Consider the following 19,079-nt stretch of genomic DNA (forward strand, 5'->3'; position numbering starts at 1 on the left):
AAGAGTAGGTTTCAATCGCATATTTTGTGAATAATAAATCACGAGATGTTTTTTGGTCAAAATAAGATGGGTTATATTACCTTTGCCCAAACGAACCCCTTATCAAAATATGAAACGCTGTACAATCTGCCTTTTTACAATATTCTATTTTTTATTTCTGACATTTATAGGCTGTAAAAAGGATAAACCGGAGGTAATACAACCAGTAAACGGGCCTGCAATTGAAGCTAAATCTACAACTACCTATCCGGATGGAGGCGTAACTATCCAGGGCGAAATACATCAATTGCCATCCGATGTAAAAGAGGTTGGTTTTGTAATTTCAACTGACAGTACTTTAGCTACTTACAGGCAAATGTACAAGCAAACATCGCCTATCGCTATTGGCTCTTTTAAAGTTGATATCAATACAGGGTTAGAGAAGGGAAAAACTTATTTTTATGCCCCCTACAGCTTAACAAACACCAATCTGTATACTGTTTATAACCATAAGTCTTTTATTTCGGCGGGTGGAAAGCACGTAAAAATCGGTTCCATTTCTCCGCTAAATGCCGATATTGGCGATACCATCACTGTTAAAGGTAAGTACCTTAATCAAAGCCTGCTTTTAGTTAGGTTCGGGATTCAATACGCCAGTGTTTATTTACATAATGACAGCACTTTAAAATTTACCATACCTTCAAGTATTGATCAGATTACTCCGCTAATCACGTTTAATTACGGCAGTATAATAGATACGGTAACAAATAAATTTGTTTTAAATAAGCCTGTTATAACCAGTTTTACACCAGTTGCCACTTTCAGGGACACCGTTATTATCAATGGCGATCATTTTAACCGGATACCTGAGCTAAATGAAGTGCATATTGGGAATATCAAAATACCGGTAGTAAAGGCCAATAGCAAACAATTAAAAATAGTTGTTCCTGATGATATGGAAACTGTTGTTAATTCACTAACAGTTAAGGCACAGCTTCAAACGATTATTGCAAACAATAAATTTAGCGTAAAGACTCCTGAAATTACATTCATAACCCCATCCGGTTATGCTAATGCAGTTAATGGCAACGGGGTATTGCGGGATATCATTACTATTAAAGGAAAATACTTTAATCCACTTGCTTATAAAAACCGCGTTTTTTTTGAAGGCAATGAAACCCAAATACTTAGCGGTTCAACCACAGAACTCACCACAAATTTACCCCAGGGCCCTTACCCCCGCAAAAAGGCGACCGTGAAAGTTAAATTTCTTGATCAGGAAGTTACTTATCAATATGATGTAACCCTTAAGGATACATGGGTGATGGTTGCCGGTGCGTTCCCTTTTGCAATATCCTCCACAGCCGGGGCTTTTACAATAAACAACAACTCATACGTGTTGGCCCCGCCAACAGAATCTGACTACCTGCATAAATCATTGTGGAAATTTAATGCTGCAACTTATACATGGCAGGAAATTAAAATACCATTTACTATTGATCACTGCGAAATAACCTCAACAGCCAATAAAGCCTATTTATATACATCTGACAAAACCAATAATTTTTGGGAATATGACCCCGCCTTGAATAAATGGACGCACAAAGCTGATTACCCGGACAAGGTGCGTTATTCGTCAACAATGTTTTCTATAGGCAGCAATGTGTTTATTGGATTAGGTAACTATGCCGGGAATATATACGATAATAATCTTATCGCAAACAACACATTTTATAATTACGACACTATTACGGATACCTGGAAACAGGTGGCTGACTATCCGGGCAACGATCCGGGTGCACGAGTACGCTCAACTTCCCTGGTTTTAAATGGTTTGGCTTTTGTTGGTGGAGGGGCAATATACACACCCGATTACAAATTGTACAGCTACAACCCTGTTAACAATACCTGGAAAAAGGCTAATGATTTCAATATGCCAAAATTTGGCTGCTTCGCCTTTACTTATAAAAATACAGGCTATGTTTCCAGCGATCTTTCAGGCAATTTTCCTAATTCAACCTATCGTAGCATATACAAATACAATACAACAGGCGATAGCTGGACAATGCTTTCCGAAACCATTGGAGCTGCCTTTTTAGGCCCATCCGGATTTGACAACGGCTTTGCAATAGTGAATAACGGCTATGTATTTATAGCAGGGTCATCAGGCTCGTTAAATCCTCAGTTATTTATCGCCAAGGCAAGCGATCTTTAGTAAAGAGCCCCAAATGTAGGTTATATCACTTTGTTACCCGTGCTGTTGGGGAGCTTAAACAGGCAATCAGTATGACTTCGTTTTTTATAGTATGCTATGGAATACGTACAAAGTAATCGCATACCGTACAGCGCGGACTTGCAGCGTTTGCGAATGCTTTGTACCTTACAATGCCATGGTTATATAGCTATTTCTCTTTTGGGATTAGATTACACTAATTACCTTTTTTTCAAAAACTCAGTCCTGAGCACAATGCTCATTCCATCTATTTTACAATCCACTTCCTGGTCATCATCGGTAAGGCGGATCTTTTTTACCAATGTGCCTTGTTTAAGGGTAGTACCGCCACCTTTAACTTTTAAGCTTTTAATCAGTGTTACCGAATCGCCATCTTTAAGAATGTTGCCGTTGCTGTCTTTTACGTTTGATGTTTCCATTGTTAACTGTATAAAAATAAAGAGCCCGGTAGTTGAATACGGGGCTCTTTGTATATTTAAAATCTAAAGGCGACAGGAAATCCTGTCCATCCTAAAAATCATGTAATCGTGTATTATTTGGTAACGTACATTACCTCTTTAACCGCTTTAATAACCCTTTCTGGGTTTGGCAGGTATTCCTGTATTAAAGTTGGCGCATAAGGCAAAGGCACATCGCCACCCATAATACGCAGAATAGGCGCATCAAGGTAATCAAATGCATCTTTTTGTACTTTAAAAGCAACCTCGGTAGCAATTGAACCTAAAGGCCAGCTTTCTTCAACTATAACCAAACGGTTTGTTTTTTTAACCGAATTGATAACAGTAGCGTAATCAATAGGGCGTACTGTACGCAGGTCAATCACTTCAGCACTGATACCTTCTTTAGCAAGTTCGGCAGCAGCTGCAATAACCACTTTCATGATTTTACCAAAACCTACCAAAGTTACATCTGTACCTTCAGATACTACTTTAGCTTTACCAATCTCGATATAGTAAGTTTCTTCGGGCACTAAGCCTTTATCGCCATACATTAATTCAGACTCCATGAAAATAACCGGATCCGGATCAAGTATTGCTGATTTTAATAAACCTTTTGCATCATATGGGTTTGATGGTACTATCACTTTTAAGCCCGGGCAGTTGGCATACCAGTTCTCAAAGCACTGGCTGTGCTGTGAGCTAAGCATACCCGCGTTACCGGTTGGACCGCGAAAAACGATAGGCACCGAAAACTGGCCACCACTCATTGACATGATCTTGGCTGCACCGTTGATGATCTGATCAATAGCCACTAACGAAAAGTTAAAGGTCATGAACTCGATGATGGGGCGTAATCCATTCATGGCCGAGCCAATGCCTATACCGGCAAAGCCTAATTCAGAGATGGGCGTATCAATAACGCGTTTAGCACCAAATTCATCCAGCATACCCTGGCTTACTTTATAGGCTCCGTTGTATTCAGCAACCTCTTCACCCATCAGGTATATTTTATCGTCGTTGCGCATTTCTTCGACCATGGCCTCACGTAGCGCTTCTCTGAATTGTATTTCTCTCATTATATTATATAAAATGATGTTTTTTGCGACCGCAAATATAATCACTAATGTGTGAAATGCAATTGCAGGTCATGTACTTTGCATTTTTAACACATATATTTTACAAAATATGCTACATTGGTAGTATAAACCCTATCCACAATGAAATTCCCGTCGCTAAAAACGCTTGCCGAAAGCTTTATATCTACCCTAAAACGCTATCCGTTTGAGCTGTTGTTTGCTTTAATTGGCACCATAGCCGGCACCATTGAGGTAGAGTTGAGGCACTTCAACCGGGTGCATGAGGGCTGGCTGATGCGTGGCATAATGATTGCCAACCTGGGTTTGTTGCTAAGTTTATCAGCCACGCTATATACCCAAAGCCGGGAAATAGCAAAGCGAAATACGTTTTTAATAAAACTGGGCGCGGCTCTTTTTGCCTCCTTGCTGATATTTATTATCGACCCAACCGCCCGCGAAGCAGATTATATCCGGTTCTTTTTAATTTGCCTGGCCTTTCACCTATTGGTCGCGTTTGCCGGGTTTACTGCAAAAGGGCAGCTCAACGGTTTCTGGCAATTTAATAAAACTTTGTTTTTGCGCTTCTTAACAAGTGTACTTTACGGTGTAGTACTATTTTTAGGAATTGCGGCGGCCATAGGTGCAACCAACTTTTTATTCAATTTTAATTTTGAGTGGGATACCTATGCCATATTATGGGTTTGGATTGTAGGTATGTTTACTACAACTTTCTTTTTAGCCGGAGTACCTGTTGATCTGCGTTCACTTGATGACGATTTGAGCTATCCAAAGGGTTTGAAAATATTTACACAGTATGTATTGATACCGCTATCGTCTATCTATGTGCTCATCTTGCTGGCTTATGAGGTTAAAATATTAATAAAATGGAGCTTACCCAAGGGATTAGTATCCAATCTGATATTAAGCTATGCTGTATTTGGCATTCTCTCACTACTGCTTGTTTATCCAATTAAGGATCGTGATGGTAACAAATGGATTAAAACCTATGCCCGCAGCTTTTATTTTTTACTCATTCCTCTACTCATTCTGCTATTTGTGGCGGTTGGCGCACGGGTATTTATGTATGGCATTACCGAGTGGCGATACTTTTTAATTGCATTGGCTTGCTGGCTTTTATTTATATCGGTTTACTTTCTAGCTTTTAAAAAGCAAAATATTAAGCTCATCCCAATATCACTGTGCATACTAACGTTGTTATCAGTTTATGGACCGCAGAGCGCGTTTTCAGTGAGTATGTATTCACAACGGCGCATTCTTGTTCATTTTTTTGAAAAGAATAATGCGCTGAAGGAGGGGAAGTTTTTGTCCGTCGATAGCACCAAGGTTAGTATAAAAGATGGCAATCATGCGGTGGCAGCCCTGCAATATTTTATTAGCAAATATGATCTTTCGGCTTTACAGCCTTATTTTTATAAAAATCTAAGGACAGTATCGGATTCATTAGAAAAACTAAAACATAAAAACTTTACCGCATCCGATTGGTATAGTAAGTACGAGTTACGGGAAGTTAAATATGAGTGGGCTAAAACTCAACTAGGACTTGGCCACTTCGAGCCTTACAATTTCCCCAATAATGACATAGAAAAAATTAGCGACGACTATGAATTTAATGTGGCATCGTCTATAAAAGATATCAGCGGTTATAATTTAAATTTTAGTCCTGATTACACCGTTGACAGTCTTGACGATAGTCTAAATTCTATAAGATTTAGTCACAGAACTCTCGTCAATAAGGTATCTGTTTTAACAATAAACAATGAGGTATTTAGGTTTGATCCTGCCGATGTTATTAAGGGCTTGTTCGCGGATCCAAAAAAACTAAATACGTTTAAACCATCAGCAAAGGATTACGCTGGTATTTATAAAATACCAGCGGAGTTTTTATCCCTTACAAGTCATGGTAAAAATTTTGATGTCAAGTTCCAGATTGAAAATACCAGATTTTCAAAAATAAAGGATAAAAAACCTCAGTTTATGTTTATAACTATTAGTTATTTCTAGTTATTTCATAAAACGAAAATAGGCCTTCAAATAAAAAAGACGATGAGTAAACCCCATCGTCTTTTTATTGCACCGGAACTTTTAACCCACCTGTATCACCACAGGTACACTCTGCAACTCTTTAACTGATTTCGCCATTCGTTTAATAAACAGGTAATTGGTTGTGCCGCCAATTACAGCACCCACAACGGGTATTAACCTTTCGGCTGTGCGTACTCCCAGGTTAAGGATTATCTTTTCGGCTATACCCTCCATCATTGTTTTGGTGAGGGCTACGCCGGTTTCTACCTTAAAAGAAATAGCCACCAGCTTCATAAATTCTTCAAAGCCCATTTGATAGCCGCCCCGGTTGTAGTACATTATAGCCATAGTTACCCTAAATTGTTGTGTAATCAGGTTCACTACATCAACAGGCATCCCTACTACCATGGTTAAAACGCCGCCGCTGCCTGATAAGGCCCCGGTGCCGGCAGCCATTATAGCACATTGATTTATAAATTTATCAAGCCCCATTTTATCAACTCCTTTTTTAATTTTGAATTGATCTATATGGTCAAATACCTGTTTAAACCCATCGTGCGAGAGCTTTTCAGAATAGAGCTTTATATCGGTGCCTATTTTTTTTATTGACATCATGGTATTTAGATTTTAATTTTAGCAGGACCAGGTCCCCTGCATTATCCTTGCTATTCCCGTGCCAGTTTATTTTGTTGGCAAATGTGGCAGGCTATTAGTCGGTATTTTGTAATAAGTAAAGGTATTAATGGGTAACTATGTAACTATCATGGTTGTTTAGTAAATTCGCGGTTCATAAAAATTATATAGTTCAGTTGAAAAATAACATTCTTATTGTTGATGATGTACACCCCATTTTTATGGAGCAGGCCGAAGCCAGGGGATACCAATGCGATTACAGGCCCACAATAAAGGCCGAAGAAGCGCTTCAGATCATCGGCGACTACGCAGGGCTGGTTATCCGTTCTAAATTCCTGGTAACCAAACAGGTATTTGACATAGCTACCAGTTTGCGTTTTGTTTGTCGCGCAGGCGCCGGTATGGATAATATTGACGAGGTCTACGCCATACAAAAAGGTGTAACCCTTATAAACGCTCCCGAAGGCAATTCTGATGCCGTAGGCGAGCACGCCATAGGCTTGCTGCTGTCCCTTATGAATAACCTTAACCGGGGCGATGCCGAGATCAGGGCAGGTAAATGGGATCGTGAAGGCAACCGCGGGCACGAACTGAAAGGCAAAACAGTAGGAATTATAGGCTACGGCCATATGGGGCACAGCTTTGCCCGTAAACTATCTGGTTTCCAGGTTGATGTAATTGCCTATGATAAATACAAAACCGGTTTTAGCGACAGATATGCCCGTGAGGTAAGTATGGAGCAGATAATTAAACATAGCGACGTATTGAGCGTACACGTACCCCTCACTGCCGAAACCAACGGCCTGGTGGATGACGAGTATCTGTTCCATTTTAAAAAGCCCATATTTTTCATCAATACATCGCGTGGTAAAACCGCCAAAGTAAGCGCGGTTTTAAATGCCATTAAACAGGGCAAAATCATAGGCGCAGGGCTTGATGTGCTGGAAGTAGAAAAATTCCCTGCACTTACAGAACAAGCCTGGTTTGATGAACTGCGCCAAAGTGGTAAAGTAATATTAAGCCCTCACGTTGCCGGGTGGACATTCGACTCGTACCGTAAAATAAGCGAAGTAATGGCCGAGAAGTTGATTAATTTGATCGATTAGGTTATTTGAAACTTTGACAGAATATTACCTATGCGAAGTGTTTTCAACCACAGAAAAAATTACGTCGGGAGGATCAATTACAAAATCAGCGTTCAAAAAATTTGGTAATTAAAATTTAAATCACTTATCTTCGTTAAATACAGAAACAAGACTATGTAGGCATGGCCCATATAGTCTTGTTTGTTTTTATAGTCATTGCGTCCTTCTTATAAAGGGAGGGCGGTTTTTTTTGGATAACCAATAGAATAAACAATAATTAATTTAGGTGTTATGGCAGAGGTATCATACTTTACCAAAGAGGGTTTAGAGAAATTAAAAGAAGAGTTACAGAGGTTAAAAACAACCGGACGTTCGGATATATCAAAAGCTATTGCCGAAGCCCGCGATAAAGGCGATTTATCAGAAAACGCGGAATATGATGCCGCAAAAGAAGCCCAGGGGCTTCATGAGGCTAAAATATCCCAAATGCAGGAAACTTTGGCAAACGCACGCTTGCTTGATGAATCTAAACTGGATTTATCAAAGGTGCTTGCTTTATCTATAGTAAAAATAAAGAACCTTAAAAACGGCGCTACCATGAGCTACCAGCTGGTGGCAGAAAGCGAAGCCGATATGAAAACCGGTAAAATATCTGTGGCATCACCTATTGCAAAGGGCTTGTTGGGCAAAAGAGTAGGCGAAAAAATTGAGATCACTGTGCCGGCAGGAAAAATTGAATTTGAAATACTGGAAGTGAGTAGGTAGTTACTGGTGAATGGTTGATTAAGTGACTAGTTTTGTAATTGCTCATTTAATCAACCATTAAACTATAAAAGTAACCACTCACCCAATCAACTTTATCAACCACTCACCCATCATGACCATCTTTTCAAAAATTATAGCAGGCGAGATCCCGGCACATGTTGTGGCCGAGAGTAACGAGTTTTTGGCTTTTTTAGATATTAGTCCGCTGGCAGAAGGCCATGTGCTGGTGATCCCTAAAAAGGAAGTTGATTATATTTTCGATCTTGATGATGAAACCTATACGGGCCTGCAGATTTTCGCTAAAATAGTGGCAACTGCCATTAAAAAAGCCATCCCCTGCAAAAAGGTTGGTGTAGCGGTGATTGGCCTTGAAGTTCCACATGCACATATCCACCTCATCCCCATGAACCAGGTGAATGACCTTAACTTCTCCCGCCCTAAATTGAGCTTTACCAACGAGGAGCTAAGCGCTACCAAGGATAAGATCAAGGCGGCGTTTTAAAGGATGTACTAAACTTTCAAATGTTTTTTTTTAACATGCGATACTTATAAAACCGCGTCATTGCGAGGTACGAAGCAATCTCTACACAGGCAGGTCCGCTGTAAAAGTTTAACACCTATTTGTTCGCTCTGTATGGTATGGAGATTGCTTCGTACCTCGCAATGACGCGTTTTTATAGCTATTCAACACGTGCACCCTTTCCACATCTGCACACCCGCACATCTGAAATCTGCACATCTAAACTACCCTCTTCGCGTTATCCTTCACAAAAGTATCCCAGCCCGAATAAGATTTTTTACTGCCCGAGCTGGATTTGCTGCCGGTGCTCATTCTTTGGAAAGAGTGACAAACAGCTACGGCCAGTCCATCCGTAGCATCTAAAAAGTCGGGAGTTTCTTTAAAACTGAGGAGGTTTTGCAGCATGGCTGCTACCTGCTCTTTGGTGGCATTACCATTACCGGTTATAGATTGTTTTATTTTACGGGGAGCATATTCTGTAATATCCAAATTGCGCGAAAGTGCGGCGGCTATTGCCACCCCTTGCGCCCTGCCCAGTTTAAGCATTACCTGTATGTTTTTGCCGTAAAATGGTGCTTCAATGGCCAGGCAATCCGGGTGGTAGTTATCAATAAGGGCAACCGTTTTTTCAAAGATGCGCTGCAGCTTCAGCATATGATCATCCAGCTTTTCCATTTTTACAACACCAAGGGCGATAAGCTCAATTTTGGGGCCTGTTTCCTTAACCAATCCGTAGCCCATAACTGCTGTACCGGGGTCGATGCCTAATATTATTCTCTCTTTTGTGTTGGCCTGCTGCATACCCTTCAAAGTTAACCAATCAAAGCAAACTATTGTGCAAAACGGCTATATATTGCTCGCGGCTTATCATCCTTGCCCCCATTGATTCCAGGTGACTGGTGTGTACCTGGCAGTCTATTAATTTAAACCTGTTAGTTTGGCACAGGTAGATCAACGCGGCTTTTGAAGCATTACTCACGCGACTAAACATACTTTCGCCACAAAAAACCTCGCCAACCCACATGCCATATAAGCCGCCAACCAATTCGTTTTGCTCCCATACTTCAACAGAATGGGCGTAACCATCCTCATGGAGTTTAATATAAGCAGCCTGCATATCATCCGTTATCCAGGTACCGTCCTGCCCCTCACGCGGGGCAACCGAGCAGGCTTTTATCACTTCGGCAAAGCAGGTATTGGTGGTAACCCTGAATTTGCCTGACTGCAGCACTTGCCGCATTGATTTAGAGATTTTTAATTCCTGCGGATAAAGCACAAAACGTTCATGAGGCGAATACCAAAGAATGGGCGTATCATCACTATACCAGGGAAAGATGCCGTTTTGATAAGCGAGTAGCAACCTTGGGGTTGAAAGATCGCCGCCTACAGCCAAAAGCCCGTCTGGTTCGGCCAGATCGGGCTCAGGAAATAATAACTGTTCATCAAGCCTGAATATCATCAGGGCAAATTTACGCTTTGCGGTGTATCACCAGTTTTTTATTTTGCGCTTTAACCACAGCATCAAGGTATACCTGTAATTCTGTGTATTTGGCTGCAGGCATGATGTAATCTGTAAGGTTAAATTTAGCCGTACTTGTTACCTGGTTTTTGGCCGCATCGTAAACATATTTTACATCATAAGTGCCATAGCTAAATTTCAAAGTCTGGTTAGTTGGCAGCGTTTCTACTTCAAATCCGGCCGGAAGATCAATTGTGGTTACGCATGATTTTTGTAAGGGAGCGGTAAAGTAAAAATCATTTTTCCGCTTTTCCTGAATAGGCACTGTTTTTTGCCACAGCGAAAATACACATGGCCTGTAAAACTGCTTATCGCCCGTTGCTATGTCACAAAATTTATCATACTCCAGGTTAATCTCCACTTCTTTTATGCCGTCTTTATCTGTTGATGGCTTAAAATCAAATACCGAGGGCTGTTTCATTTTAAGGTCCCGAATGATATACTCTTTTTGCTCATCGGTTTTTAGGGCCTCAACACCAATATAATCAGACCGGTAGATCCCAGTACTAAATATCTTTAACTGCGCTTTAGCTCCCCCATCGGCATCCAGCACAATATGAACTTCACTGTTAAACTGATTATCGGCAGCTACACCTTTGGGGGTATTTATCAGTCTGCCGCCATTTTCTGTTACTATTAAAGCTTTTGTGTTTTGTGTGGATGGGTCTAGCTTTCCAAAAGCCCTGGTATTACTTGTGCACTCCAACCATGTGGTATCATTTTTAAAAGGAATGCATAAAACAGCGTGGTTAAACGTATTAGCCGGAAAAGAGACATCAATAGGCTCGCTATTAGTGGCAGATCTTATTATAGTATAATAAGAATCAATATTAACGGCTTTAAGCAAGGCCCGCATGTAATTAGATAAAGCCTTACAATCACCATATTTTTTTTGATCTACAAAGCTTGCCGGAAAAGGTTTATAACCGCCTATTCCTAATTGAATGCCTACATAGCGCATGCTCTTTTGCATGTAATTGTATAAATAACGGGCTTTATCTTTATCCGTCTTTATCGTATCGGTCATTTTTTTTATCTCTGCAGTACGCTCAGGGCTTAATGTGCAGGCATCTCCATATAATGATTTAATCCAGTTACCAAAAGACTGCCAGCTACTAAAATCGCCGGGGTAGCCATAGCAATCAAATGAACTTGCAGCGAACGAAATTTTTGGCAAAATGGTCCAGGATAAAACATTCTCTTCCTTTTTAATGGCCTTTAAATTTTTAACGCTCCACGAATAAGTCTCTAATCCATCGGCATTCCCTTTTTCGGGTTTGATCTTTGTATTGGTATTTTTAAACCGGAGCCCAACAGAAGGGTTAACTGAAATTTTATAAGACGAAACCTGAACAGACTGCTCAACCTGATCCTGGATATACCAGGTATCTAAACCGATAAAGCTGCTCTCGTCCTCTTCGTAAATTTTCTCAATTGTTATTGGATAGGCAGCAATAGCGTGCCTGACAGCTAAAAACCTTTCGTTTGTAACCATGGTTTCATCATTAGCTGCAGAACCATCGTACATATCGCTTTTGCGGTATTTTTTTATCTGCTTACCTGTTGCATCAAAAATATTCATCTCAATATCGCTATAAGAATCATACTTTTTATTATAACCCATCTCCATTATAGCTTCACTATCATCCTTTTCATTTAAGATGGTTACTATGCTGTGATGCTTAATCAGCATTTTTCCGGGTCCCTTTACAATTGCCTCTTCGCTTGAATACCGCACAACAGAATTTGCATCCTCCTTTAACGAATCAGGAATACTTGCAGCCACATACAGCTCTTTAGGGATGTTTTTATCCTGGCTATAACTTTGGTTGTATAATGCGCATAAGGCTGCTGTGGTTAACAGCAGCCGGGTATAATATTTAGTAAACATAATTTTATCAGCCCTTTTTAAGTACTATTTGCTCGTTAAGCATATCATACATCTTTTTACAAAACTCACGGAACTCCGGGTAATTCTCCTTGAAATACAATGATTTTTTATGGTCGATGGTAAAGCGTACCATGATTGAGCCATCCTGTTCGGCAACAAAACGTTTAAAAACCATAGTTCCATCAGGTATTGCCAGTATCTCTTTTATTAAAAAACCACTTCAACTTTAGTACCTTATATCTTTTTTAATACAATTTGCTCGTTAAGCATCTCGTGCATTTGCTTATAAAACTGCCTTACTTCGGCATAATCATCTTTTGCATAATGCGCTTTATTATGATCAATAACGTACCTCACGGATATATAACCATCCTGCTCGGCAACAAAACGCTTAAAGCTGATACTTTGATCTGGCATAATGATGCGCACGTTTTTGGGAAGGGCCTCGGCTTTATAACCTGCCGGCATTTTATAATTGCCCATTAGCTCATACCGGTTCAGATATCCAAAATCAATATCGGTAGCCCGGTTTTCGCTCAAAAACGGGTTGGTGCGCATGGTAGTAAATAAATTGGGATTAAAGTAAATATAGGTCCCGTCTGATCCGGTTAGCTCCAGGTTGAAGGTTATATTTTGCGTCAATGGCAACGTATCAATCTCCAAATTATTCATTTTTATGGATGATATTTTAAGGTTGTTGTCATTATCGCGTATAAAATCGGTGTATTTTTTTTCACCGTCCGTTTTATAGCGCTGGGTGCTGTTTATTTTATTGTAGCTAAAGCTGCTGATATCCGCGGTACCTGTTATTTTGCTTTCGGGCAAAATATCGGCGGTTACAATAACTACCTGCCTTACCGGCGCTTCCTTAGTTATAAAAACGATATCATATTGATCTGTAGCCTTATCAATATATAAGCCAGATGAGTTTAGTAAAACATCAGGTGTTTCGTTATACAAATTATATTTGCCGGTAGCATCCAGAATATATTCTTTAACGGTATCAACAGGCACATAAACAACAGCCCGGTTAAACTGCGATAATGAAGTATTGTATCCATCAACCCTTCCATGCTCGCGCGTACTCACTATCATCGGGTATGCTTTTACTCCCGATTGCTTCAGCAGGTGGTATAAAATCAGGTTAACTTCGGCCGAGTTGCCGGTTTTCTTTTCCCAGGCACGGTATGTGCCGTCGGTAGTATACCACCTGTCTATACCATCCCATTTCATCGCGTTTTTAACCTGGTTAAATACAAAGGCTATCTTTTCATCATCGGTTTTTAAGGCTTTCGCTTTATTAATAATCAGCTCCTCGCCTGTTAGTTTTCTTTTAAGCTGGCCGCCAAAATCTTCATCATCGGCAATTATGCCACCTACCTTTGCCCATGTATCTGAATAGGATTTCATGAAGCCATAGCTTGATTTTATTGAGGTAAGATTAAAATGCAATGACATCAAATTATCGGCGTATGAACTCATATAAGGCTCATCATGCAGCGATGGAATATTTACCAATATCCTTTTTCGCTTTTCTTCATTATATGTCAACGCATTGCCGCCGCCGCCAGTACTTCGGGGTTCGCTGGAGTGCTCAGATTTAAAATAGGATTGCCAAATGTGGCTTATTTCCCTAAAATATAACAGATCAGGAATAGCTGTATCCAACTCACTGTATCGTACAGGTATTTTTTGCTGAAAATCCCAGGACGGAAAATTACTGATGGATTCTGTATGATACTTATATTTATATTCAATAACAGAGCCGGCTTTCACATTTGGCATCGAGAAAACTATGGCACTGCGTACCTTATCAATGTTTTGCGTGTAAATGAGCTTTTTATCAAGCTTTGTAATTTCGGGCTTGCCATTAACTATATTAATGGTCTCGGCTTGTATATCATTAACATATTCCAACCGGTTGCCCCCATAATACTCAATACGGATGTTGGCTTCATCCTTACCATTATCATTAAATATCTTGATCCGTTTATGATACTCGCCCTGGATGGTAAAAACGCCGTCGTAATAAACGTCGCCTTTATTAAAAAGTACTTCTGCATTGGCATCGGGCTCAAAATCGCACTTGGTCATTTCAAGATCGGCATTATCAATTTTGCCAAAGGGCATAATGGTAGGCGTAGTTTGCGCATGTGCAGTAAACGCAAATATTACAGGCGCCAGGAGAGTAAAAAATTTGTTCATATTAATGTGATAAGGGAAATAACGGTGGTCTAATATAACAATAAGTATAAACATTTTATAAAAAGGGCATTGTTAACCAATTTTATATAGCTGCCTGTTCCCAGATTACATTATACATGCTATTTTGGCACAAAGTATACCGGTTTGTGTATATATTAGTAAACTGGCACTTTGATTGATAAACCATAGTTAATGAAGCAAAAATTTTATGATACTGCTGTGAAGCAGGAAAAAGCTGTTTTGGTTGGCGTGATGACACCTCATGTAACTGATGAGCAGAATAAGGAATATTTAGAGGAACTGGAGTTTTTAGTGATGACTGCCGGGGCCGAAACCGTGAAAACCTTTACCCAGAAACTGCAACGGCCAGATAGGTCAACTTTTGTAGGCTCGGGCAGGTTGGAGGATATCAAAGCTTTTGTAATAGAGGAAGAAATTGATATGGTTGTTTTTGATGATGAGCTTACCCCATCGCAATTACGCAATATTGAGCGGGAATTGCAGGTTAAGATCCTTGATCGTAATAACCTGATCCTGGATATTTTTGCAAACCGCGCGCAAACCGCGCAGGCCAAAAGCCAGGTTGAACTGGCGCAGCTACAATATTTATTACCCCGCCTTACCCGTTTATGGACTCACCTTGAGCGCCAAAAGGGTGGTATTGGTATGCGCGGACCAGGTGAATCGCAAATTGAAACCGACAGGCGCTTGATCCTGGATAAAATATCGCTGCTAAAAGATAAGTTAAAGCTGATTGATAAACAGAACGAAACACAACGCAAAAACAGAACCCAGATGGTGCGTGCTGCTTTGGTAGGTTATACCAACGTGGGCAAATCAACCATCATGAATATGATATCCAAATCAGATGTTTTTGCCGAAAACAAGCTATTTGCAACACTTGATACTACGGTACGTAAGGTAGTAATTGAAAATGTACCGTTCCTGCTATCTGATACAGTAGGGTTCATTCGCAAACTACCTCACCATTTGGTAGAGTGTTTTAAATCAACCCTGGATGAAGTGCGCGAGGCAGATATTTTAGTACATGTAGTTGACGTTTCGCACCCCAACTTTGAGGATCAGATTCGCACGGTTAACGAAACCCTGAAAGATATTGGCGCTATTGATAAAAAAATGATCACGGTATTTAACAAAATAGATGCCTTTAAACCCGAGCAGCACCAATTAGATCAGCAGGCAGAACCACTTACCCTTGATGATTTTAAACATAGCTGGATGGCTAAAAACAACAGCCCAGCCATATTTATATCAGCCACAAAAAAAGAAAACGTGGAAGAATTCAGGAGCCTGCTTTATGAAGAAGTAAAAGTTATACATACCAGTAGGTTTCCGTATGATCAGCTACTCTATTGATTAAAGCCAACTATATTACGCAGGTAATTATCCATCATTTCAATATCAATTACATCATTGATAAAACCGATGTGCATATCGGGGCGAATGATAAGTGCTTTTTTCTGGTTTTCCCTGATCTCAAAAACATCAAATACCTGCTGGTTTCTGGCTGAAGGCGGCAGGTAAAAAAAATTAAGATTGGAAGGATATTTCTGCGTGATCCATTTGGCAAGGGTAAACAGGTCAATCTCCTGCAATTTACCTATGGCTATCATGGTAAAGCCGGGTTTTGCGCACCATTCATGCAAATCGGTTTCCAATTGTTTTTTTTCGTCGAATACTTTAAGGTAAGGCAACCTGTCGCCAGCTTTTATTTTGGTGGCATGGCTCAGGTTAAGATTGATCTTGCTATCGCGATAACTAATACCCGTTTGCGATATCCGCTTAAAAAATGTTTGTCTTGATCCGGGCTTGCTCCAAGCATTTTTTAGCACTACCGGCAACAGCCATTTCTTAAATAAGTTTACAAACCAGTTACGGGAGAGGATCATTTTAAAAATCCGGTCGGTAGTATTCAATAGTTCCCGGGCCACCGGCATACGTTCGGTGGCATAGCTTTCCAAAATTGATTCTTTAAGCTGATTATTAACAACACCAGCCAATTTCCAGGCCAGGTTATAAGCATCCTGCAAACCTGTATTCATTCCCTGCCCGCCAACCGGCGAATGAATATGCGCTGCATCGCCTATTAAAAAGCACCGATGATCTCTAAATTTACCCGCCATGCGGTGATGCAGTTTATAAGTAGCAAACCAGTTGGTGTGCTCTATTTTTACGCCGGCCCCTGTTATACCATCCAGGTAAGGCAATACATCTTCCATTTGTATGTCCTCGCGGTTATCAAACGCATCGGGCAGGTTGCCAACAATGCGGCAATAGTGCTCTTCGGGCATCAGGAAAAAAGCGGCGAATCCCTTTTTTGATAAATAAAGATTCACTTTATCACCCAAAACATTTTCTATTTTAACATCGGCTACATAAAACTGATGTTGGTAGGTATCGCCGTTGAAGGGCAATTGTAATTGTTTGCGGATTGGGCTGCGAGCGCCATCGGCAGCTATCAGCCAGTCGCAGGTTAATGTTTGCGTTTCATCACCGGTTTGCAGCTGCAGGGTTACTTTTGACTTATCCTGGTCAACACTTATAAAGGTAGTATCCCAATAAACGGGACAGCAGTTCAGCGTTAAATAATCAAGCAGGAGGCGCTCCGTTTTACTTTGCTGATACATATAAATGTATGGGAAGGCAGTTACTCCTTCGCCGATGCCATCAAGGGCTAATGATGCCATTTCAAGCCCCTCCTGGTTAATAACTGCTCCCGCAACGGCCTTGCTGTCAGCAATGACCCTATCGATAAGCCCCATCTGCCTGAAAATTTCCATCGAACGGGCTTGCACAGCCAACGCTTTTGATTTATCAGTTGGACCTTGCTTACTATCAATAATTACGGGCTGCACACCATAACGCAATAGCTGGGCCGCCATCATTAATCCCGATGGCCCCGCACCTACTATCACCACGCTGGTATGTTGCTGCGTAATGGTCATTAACTATCCATGAAAAAGTAAAAAAATAGTTGGGCGCTTATGCAGCTCGGGCACCTTTTTTTGCCATTCCATAATAGTCTTAGTTTGCACAAACTCGGTAGCGGCGGTAAGGTCAGTAGCTATACACAGTTTTGTTTTAGGCGATGCCGTTTTCAATATTTCTTCCAGTAATGAATTATTACGGAAAGGCGTTTCAATAAAAATCTGTGTTTGATCAAGCCTGGTGGCCAGGCCTTCCAGCTCTTTAATCTTTTTACTGCGAAGCACTTTATCAATTGGCAGGTAACCATTAAAGGTAAAGCTTTGCCCATTAAATCCCGAAGCCATCAGCGCCAGCAAAATAGAGCTTGGACCAACCAATGGCACAACTTTTATACCCATGCGATGGGCTTTATCAACAATTTCGGCGCCGGGATCGGCAATACCGGGACAACCGGCTTCGCTCATGAGGCCTACATCGTTACCGGCCTGTAAACCTTTAAAAAATTCAGATGTGCCAGTATCACGACTATACTTACTATAATCATGAATTACGAGTTCGCTTTGCGGGGTTTTCAATCCGGCCTCTTTTAAAAACTTGCGGGCGGTTTTTTCATTCTCCACAATATATTCTTTGATACTATTAATGGTATCACCCAAATAAGGTGTAAATGATTTGGCTGCCGCTTCTTCGGCAAGCGGTACGGGTATTAAATAAAGGGTTCCATAGGGCATATTGCAAAGTTGGTGTTTTTTGTTTAATTTAAGCTATTGAAAGGAGCTTGAAAAATATGAAACCATTAGGTGTTAACTGGTTTATTGAGGGATACATTGATTTTGAGCATAAAAAGTATCTCCTGCTTAATTATTTACAGGAAATTAATCGTCATTTTGATAAAAGCAAGTTATACCCCAACCTTGCCGACCTGATATTTCATTACAATAACCTGGTAGATTTTAAAAAGAACAAATCCCTGATGCAGCAGGCTTTTCCGCAGCGATTAACCCAGGCAGATATTGATGCCGTAAAGCTTACGTACCAAAAAATAATTCAGGACGATCAAAGCATGCAGGAGATAGAAATGATCATCTCCTATGCTATGTCAAAAATGAACCCGGCAATACAAACAGGCAAAGAAATTTATGATTTTGTAGAAAGTCACCTTAATATCAATCCGGTAGGTATTATGCCACTGATGCCCTTTCATGGCTATTTCTCTTTACGTAACGGCAAGGAACGTACCGGGTGGATCTATGAGTACCAGATCACTATTTTTGAGGGTAAGGATGATAAATACCGGGGCATCAACGTAACTTTCATTGATACCTACGAGCATAGTATTGTTAATACGCCCGAAGCTATCAAGCTGAATTTACTAAAGCGCGATAAGTTTATGCCCAACCCGGCAGTATATTATGTGCACAGCGATATCACCTTCCCGCTGGAGCAAACATTATTGCCGGTGGCCAAAAGGAGCCTCGTGAAATATATATCAAAGGCAGCGTAGCAGTCTGAACCGGAATTAAACGAATTTTTTGAATTAACAGAATTTCCCAAGAGGCTGTTATTATTAATCAACTTATAATGAAGCACATACCCACGACGTCATTGCTGTAAAGGTCAACTAATTCGGTAACAGAATTAGCTTTAAGGAATAAAGCTAAATGTTATGCGAAACATTAACAATGACCTTACATTAAAGCGGAACTACCTGAATAAGTATCGTTTTCTAATTACAGAATAT

The 19,079-nt window shown here is 40.4% G+C and carries 17 protein-coding genes; 7 read left to right on the plus strand and 10 right to left on the minus strand.

Translation table 11 applies throughout. The annotated features are described in order from the left end of the window. Positions 1-109: 109 nt before the first annotated feature. Positions 110-2,194 carry an IPT/TIG domain-containing protein gene (locus tag Q0R88_RS16875; RefSeq protein ID WP_295718254.1) on the plus strand — a complete coding sequence of 695 codons (2,085 nt, stop codon included), beginning with the start codon at positions 110-112 and terminating at the stop codon, positions 2,192-2,194. A gap of 218 nt (positions 2,195-2,412) precedes the next feature. Here the strand turns inward: Q0R88_RS16875 and Q0R88_RS16880 are convergent, their stop codons facing one another. Together Q0R88_RS16880 and Q0R88_RS16885 are read right to left on the minus strand one after the other, a co-directional pair. Continuing rightward, entirely contained in the window at positions 2,413-2,631 is a 219-nt protein-coding gene (locus Q0R88_RS16880) for a zinc ribbon domain-containing protein YjdM (RefSeq protein WP_295718256.1), read from the minus strand. A 113-nt stretch (positions 2,632-2,744) separates the two neighbouring features. Then, positions 2,745-3,728, minus strand: a complete 984-nt coding sequence (locus Q0R88_RS16885) for a pyruvate dehydrogenase complex E1 component subunit beta (protein WP_295718259.1) — start codon at positions 3,726-3,728, stop codon at positions 2,745-2,747. 141 nt (positions 3,729-3,869) lie between these two features. Here Q0R88_RS16885 and Q0R88_RS16890 point away from each other — a divergent pair, with 141 nt between their 5' ends. Beyond that, entirely contained in the window at positions 3,870-5,750 is a 1,881-nt protein-coding gene (locus tag Q0R88_RS16890) for a DUF4153 domain-containing protein (RefSeq protein ID WP_295718262.1), read from the plus strand. Between the two features lie 81 nt (positions 5,751-5,831). On the opposite strand, the gene Q0R88_RS16895 is transcribed toward Q0R88_RS16890, so the two are convergent. After that, positions 5,832-6,386 carry a hypothetical protein gene (locus Q0R88_RS16895; protein ID WP_295718265.1) on the minus strand — a complete coding sequence of 185 codons (555 nt, stop codon included), beginning with the start codon at positions 6,384-6,386 and terminating at the stop codon, positions 5,832-5,834. Between the two features lie 194 nt (positions 6,387-6,580). On the opposite strand from Q0R88_RS16895, the gene Q0R88_RS16900 reads away from it, so the two are divergent. The 3 genes from Q0R88_RS16900 to Q0R88_RS16910 all read left to right on the plus strand — a co-directional run bounded on the left by Q0R88_RS16900 (position 6,581) and on the right by Q0R88_RS16910 (position 8,756). Continuing rightward, entirely contained in the window at positions 6,581-7,510 is a 930-nt protein-coding gene (locus Q0R88_RS16900) for an NAD(P)-dependent oxidoreductase (protein ID WP_295718268.1), read from the plus strand. Between the two features lie 270 nt (positions 7,511-7,780). Beyond that, complete coding sequence (gene greA / locus Q0R88_RS16905; RefSeq protein WP_295718269.1) at positions 7,781-8,254, plus strand: transcription elongation factor GreA; 474 nt, start codon at positions 7,781-7,783, stop codon at positions 8,252-8,254. 109 nt (positions 8,255-8,363) lie between these two features. After that, on the plus strand, positions 8,364-8,756 hold the full coding sequence (locus Q0R88_RS16910; RefSeq protein WP_295718304.1) for an HIT family protein: 393 nt from the start codon (positions 8,364-8,366) through the stop codon (positions 8,754-8,756). A gap of 237 nt (positions 8,757-8,993) precedes the next feature. On the opposite strand, the gene ruvC is transcribed toward Q0R88_RS16910, so the two are convergent. From ruvC to Q0R88_RS16935, 5 genes are read right to left on the minus strand one after another with little or no spacing between them, the layout of a single operon-like run. After that, on the minus strand, positions 8,994-9,575 hold the full coding sequence (ruvC, locus tag Q0R88_RS16915; RefSeq protein ID WP_295718272.1) for a crossover junction endodeoxyribonuclease RuvC: 582 nt from the start codon (positions 9,573-9,575) through the stop codon (positions 8,994-8,996). Between the two features lie 19 nt (positions 9,576-9,594). Next, positions 9,595-10,233, minus strand: coding sequence for a leucyl/phenylalanyl-tRNA--protein transferase (gene aat, locus Q0R88_RS16920; protein WP_295718275.1), 639 nt, complete (start codon positions 10,231-10,233; stop codon positions 9,595-9,597). A 10-nt stretch (positions 10,234-10,243) separates the two neighbouring features. Then, on the minus strand, positions 10,244-12,184 hold the full coding sequence (locus tag Q0R88_RS16925) for a DUF3857 domain-containing protein (protein ID WP_295718278.1): 1,941 nt from the start codon (positions 12,182-12,184) through the stop codon (positions 10,244-10,246). A gap of 7 nt (positions 12,185-12,191) precedes the next feature. Further along, entirely contained in the window at positions 12,192-12,359 is a 168-nt protein-coding gene (locus Q0R88_RS16930) for a hypothetical protein (RefSeq protein WP_295718281.1), read from the minus strand. Between the two features lie 59 nt (positions 12,360-12,418). Then, entirely contained in the window at positions 12,419-14,389 is a 1,971-nt protein-coding gene (locus Q0R88_RS16935; RefSeq protein WP_295718286.1) for a DUF3857 domain-containing protein, read from the minus strand. 192 nt (positions 14,390-14,581) lie between these two features. Between Q0R88_RS16935 and hflX the strand changes: the two genes are divergently transcribed. Next, a complete protein-coding gene (gene hflX, locus Q0R88_RS16940) occupies positions 14,582-15,766 on the plus strand; it encodes a GTPase HflX (protein ID WP_295718288.1) in 1,185 nt (394 codons plus the stop codon). Here the strand turns inward: hflX and Q0R88_RS16945 are convergent. Together Q0R88_RS16945 and Q0R88_RS16950 are read right to left on the minus strand one after the other, a co-directional pair. Then, on the minus strand, positions 15,760-17,355 hold the full coding sequence (locus tag Q0R88_RS16945) for an FAD-dependent monooxygenase (protein ID WP_295718291.1): 1,596 nt from the start codon (positions 17,353-17,355) through the stop codon (positions 15,760-15,762). The genes hflX and Q0R88_RS16945 overlap by 7 nt on opposite strands. Positions 17,356-17,358: 3 nt before the next feature. Further along, complete coding sequence (locus Q0R88_RS16950) at positions 17,359-18,069, minus strand: SAM-dependent methyltransferase (RefSeq protein ID WP_295718296.1); 711 nt, start codon at positions 18,067-18,069, stop codon at positions 17,359-17,361. A 56-nt stretch (positions 18,070-18,125) separates the two neighbouring features. Between Q0R88_RS16950 and Q0R88_RS16955 the strand changes: the two genes are divergently transcribed. Continuing rightward, on the plus strand, positions 18,126-18,842 hold the full coding sequence (locus Q0R88_RS16955; protein WP_295718298.1) for a hypothetical protein: 717 nt from the start codon (positions 18,126-18,128) through the stop codon (positions 18,840-18,842). Positions 18,843-19,079: the final 237 nt, after the last annotated feature.

The organism is Mucilaginibacter sp., assembly GCF_025362475.1.
In the GTDB taxonomy this organism is placed as follows: Bacteria; Bacteroidota; Bacteroidia; order Sphingobacteriales; family Sphingobacteriaceae; genus Mucilaginibacter.